Consider the following 4,048-nt stretch of genomic DNA (forward strand, 5'->3'; position numbering starts at 1 on the left):
ATCCTATTAGATGGTTGTTATTAGAACTCCCAAATACTGAGCCACCCATTATTCAAGCTATAACTCTTAAACACAAAGGTATCAAAAGTGATAGCTATCAAGTTTATGGTAAGCGTGCTGGGCGTCGATTACGTGAGCAACAGAATAACAATGTAAGATTGTCGAGTTTGGAACATAGTCCAGTACATTTGTTGGCAAATAATGTAATTCATTCAAGAAATATAGAATTAGCTAATAATGATATAGCTGGTAAAAAAGTTGCAGTGATAGGTGCAGGTTCTTTAGGTGGTTCAGTTGTTATGCATCTAGTGAGGGCAGGTGTTACGGACATCACCATTGTTGATCCTGATAGATTTGAAAGTGCAAATCTAGGAAGACATATTTTAGGGGTAGATGATTTAGGTAAATATAAAACCCAAGCATTAAAAGAGCGAATCCAAAAAGATATGTCTCATATCACTATTACATCAATTCCACAATATATTCAGTATGAATGTATTAAGAATATTGGCTTGCTTGATGAAATGGATGTGGTGGTAATTACAACTGCTGATTGGAATTCAGAAGAGTTTATGTGGTTATTGCATCAAGTTAGGCAACCTAAGTGGGCTTTAATCCAAGCTTGGGCTGAGCCTCATGCAATTATAGGGCATGTGCTAATAACTAGACCAAATAGTATTGCAGATGGACGCTACTTGTTCGATGAGCATGGAAGCTTTTTAAACCGACATTCAGAATGGAAGGATAATGGGGTCAGCCCACTTCCTGGTTGTGGAGAAGCCTTTATACCTGGTGGTCCTATTGGAATTAATACAATAGCGACAATAACAGCTCAATCTGTATTTGATGTACTTACTGGAAAAGTAGAATCTGAGGCATGGGTTACTAGTATAGGTGATATTGAAAAGATACGTGAATTCAAAGGTACATACGTTGGACCAGATATACCTGACGGTTGCAAGCAAATTGTCATTTCCAGAGAGTGGCCAAGAGTGTAGTGTACTAATGAGCTATGATCTAGCCTGGGAATGGCGATGGAAGATGCTTAATGTTGAATTGAAAGTGTCCACAAAAGTAAGAGACATATTCTTTGCTCATCAACAAAAATTAAAAGAAGATGAGAAAGGTGGGCAATTATTTATTGATACAAGTATGTCGGATGGTTTATGGCTTGCAGTAGCTACACCTCCACATAATGCTGATCGATCTGGTCCAACATGGTTGGAACTAGATGCCAATAGGTGTAAGCAAGAAGCTATTGAGTATCAAAATCAAGGGTTGGTTTTAGTAGGATACTGGCATACACATGCTGAGTTAACCCCTAATTTGTCCTCACAAGATATAAAAAGCTTTCGTGAATTTTCACGAAATAATATTAGTTCATTACCAAACCCTTTAGCTGTAATTGTTGGTAATGGTAGTAATAGCGATACAATTAGAGCTTGGTCCTTTCAAGAAAATGGGATGATATTGGCTTCTTTAAAATAGAGCAATATCCGATCGAGTTTGAACTAATATAGTTAATGATAAGAAGCATAACCTTCAGTTCAATTTCTGTTTTCACAGAGATGACCTTATACATGAGATATACAATTGGTTATATTGATTGAATTAAAATTTATTTATTTTAAATACTTATTTTTGATTTAGGCTGACGCCATCAAAAATTAATTGAAATTTTTTTTTTAAACTAATTTAAGTCTTAAATATAGGAACTAAAGATTACAGTAGTAATCTTTAGTTCCTAACATTTTACTCGGGTAAAAATAGGTTAAACATTTTTATTGTCATCAACCTATATAAGAAACCAGTTTTGATTTCAACTTCCACCACTTTTAACTTCGGTTATTTATGGGAGGATTACCAGTAGGTTTGATTTCGCCCTTGCTTGCCTTTTGATGGAGCGTAGCAGGATCAAACCAAATGGCAATATTTCCGCGACTCATGAGTGCTCGATTATATGCGGGCCAATTGGTTGTGCGGTAGATTTTGTGTGTAGGCTTCTTCATTTGAAAATTATATCGCTGAAAAAGCCTTTACAGATAGGTTTGTGCAACAAAGCCTCTGATAATTAATAAAGCGCCATTTGGCGCTTTATTCATCCTGGCCCTTCAATATTGCAAAATGCGATAATTGGTTTATACTTGATTTATAGCAAAATGCGATAAAATGTTATGCATGTGATCACCCACGCTAGAATTATAGAAGCAATACAAAAGTGGCCACAGGCTGAAACGGCATTAGATGGTTGGTATCGAACCATAAAGGCAAACGATCCGAAAGATTTTGCTGAGATGAAACAGCTCTTTCCAGCTGTCGATAAAGTTGGAAAGTTCCATGTATTCGATATTGGCGGGAACAAGATCCGACTTATTGCCGTCGTGATGTATCAGGCAAAACGTGTGTATATTCGTCATGTCTTGTCCCATAAAGAATATGACAAAGGTCATTGGAAGGAAGGTTAGTATGAACGCGATGATTAAACAGGCCGTAGACCACTGGCACTACGTTGCACCATTGCTCAGCAAGCCAGAAAATGAAGACGACTTTCATACACTTGTTGAAGCTTTAGATGAACTTTTAGATACCGTTGGTGATGATGAGTCTAATCCTTTAATGGGGCTTATTCATCAGCTTGGTGATTTGGTTTCTGATTATGAAAATGAGCATCTTCCTATGCCTAAAGGGGATGGTCGTGCTGCTTTGGCTTTTTTGATGGAGCAACATGGTTTAGGTCAGTCTGACTTAGCAGAAGTTGCAACCCAATCTGTGATTTCTGAGATTTTAAGTGGTAAACGCCAACTGAATATTCGTCATATTAAGGCATTGTCTGAGCGGTTTAATGTATCGGCAGATACGTTTTTCTAAAAGATAGGGCACCGTGAGCCGCTCTATTAGTAATCAATTTGAATTTCTTGTTAGTCTTGATATTTCAATTTGGCTTTGTTGCACAAACTGAACCGTACCGGGTTTGTCGGAGACTTTTTTATTTAAGTTAGGCCACCTGACCTAACGGGTTAATCTTATCATAGTACATTGCTTCAAACTCAAAAGGCGATACATAACCCAGTGCACTGTGTACACGCTTTTTATTGAACCAATCTACCCAGTTTAGTGTCGCAAGTTGTACATCCGCTAAACCTTGCCAATCTGCTTGTAAATATTCAATCACCTCTGTTTTGTATAAGCCATTCACCGTTTCAGCCAGAGCATTATCGTATGAATCACCAGTTGTACCAACTGATGCTCGTAAATTTGCAGCTTCTAAACGATGATGTGTGCTGATAAAAACGGAGACTTTAACTTGGTAAAATAAACGTACTCATCAGAAGTTTACCATGAGAAAAAAACTGATAAGCGTATAATAAATAAAACACCATCAAGATAGATATGTGATTCAAGAAGAAAATGATAAGTAAAAATAAGTTACAAAGATCAGAGGAGTTTATTATCTTCGAAGAAGATGTAGTACGCTACGTAAGAGAATTTCCTTTTTGGATTCGGCTTTTTCTGCTGCCCTGGTCTCTGTTTTGTATTCCTTTCGTCTTGTACTATTTAGGCTTAGCACAATCGACAGATTGGACAAATACTCCAATTTTCGGAGTCATTTCTGCAACTTTCGGATTTTTGATCCTTCCTCTTGTTTTTTCAACTATGATTTTGTGGTTTGCAATTTTAGGTGATTCAATTGATTTGACGTTAAATTCCATATCTAGAGAAATCATTCTTCAAAGAAAGTCTCCTTTTAGAAGCAGGCTAACACATTACCCCCTTTCAAATTTACAAGTATATAAAGTTGAACTGGAATCAGACTACCCTGTTTACGATGCTGCAATAGTTACACTAAGAATGCCTGATGGTGTCAAAGTCAGTATCAGTGCTTTCTCTCGCGATGAAGAAGCGAAATACTATATTCAGAGAGTGCGCAAACTCATCGCGATAGCATCAGAATCACCATAAAATCAGACACAGTATTTTTAATGCGCTGTGTAGACTTATTTTACTTTTGTCACTTTACCTTACAATGAACAAGCCATTTGGGATTATG

General features: G+C 37.0%; 5 protein-coding genes and 2 pseudogenes. 5 read left to right on the forward strand and 2 right to left on the reverse strand.

The features are described from left to right. Window positions 1–998, forward strand: a 998-nt coding sequence (locus AVJ19_RS20360) for a HesA/MoeB/ThiF family protein (RefSeq protein WP_171334253.1), incomplete at its 5' end; no start/stop codon positions are given. Window positions 999–1,041: 43 nt separating this feature from the next. Then, window positions 1,042–1,488: a Mov34/MPN/PAD-1 family protein gene (locus AVJ19_RS20365; protein WP_228203421.1), complete on the forward strand. Its 447-nt coding sequence runs from the start codon at window positions 1,042–1,044 to the stop codon at window positions 1,486–1,488. A 378-nt stretch (window positions 1,489–1,866) separates the two neighbouring features. Here the strand turns inward: AVJ19_RS20365 and AVJ19_RS20370 are convergent. Beyond that, window positions 1,867–2,009, reverse strand: a pseudogene (locus AVJ19_RS20370) (IS5/IS1182 family transposase); the annotation flags it as partial. 165 nt (window positions 2,010–2,174) lie between these two features. On the opposite strand from AVJ19_RS20370, the gene AVJ19_RS20375 reads away from it, so the two are divergent. Next, the gene (locus tag AVJ19_RS20375) at window positions 2,175–2,465 is read left to right on the forward strand and encodes a type II toxin-antitoxin system HigB family toxin (RefSeq protein WP_035268404.1); all 291 of its coding nucleotides are present in this window, start codon (window positions 2,175–2,177) and stop codon (window positions 2,463–2,465) included. Window position 2,466: 1 nt separating this feature from the next. Then, window positions 2,467–2,868, forward strand: coding sequence for a helix-turn-helix domain-containing protein (locus AVJ19_RS20380; protein ID WP_035268402.1), 402 nt, complete (start codon window positions 2,467–2,469; stop codon window positions 2,866–2,868). A 127-nt stretch (window positions 2,869–2,995) separates the two neighbouring features. Here the strand turns inward: AVJ19_RS20380 and AVJ19_RS20385 are convergent. Then, window positions 2,996–3,274, reverse strand: a pseudogene (locus tag AVJ19_RS20385) (integrase core domain-containing protein); the annotation flags it as partial. A gap of 134 nt (window positions 3,275–3,408) precedes the next feature. On the opposite strand from AVJ19_RS20385, the gene AVJ19_RS20390 reads away from it, so the two are divergent. Further along, entirely contained in the window at window positions 3,409–3,960 is a 552-nt protein-coding gene (locus AVJ19_RS20390) for a hypothetical protein (RefSeq protein WP_111861350.1), read from the forward strand. The last annotated feature ends 88 nt before the right edge of the window (window positions 3,961–4,048 follow it).

This window comes from Acinetobacter sp. CFCC 10889 (assembly GCF_003268395.1).
In the GTDB taxonomy this organism is placed as follows: domain Bacteria; phylum Pseudomonadota; class Gammaproteobacteria; order Pseudomonadales; family Moraxellaceae; genus Acinetobacter.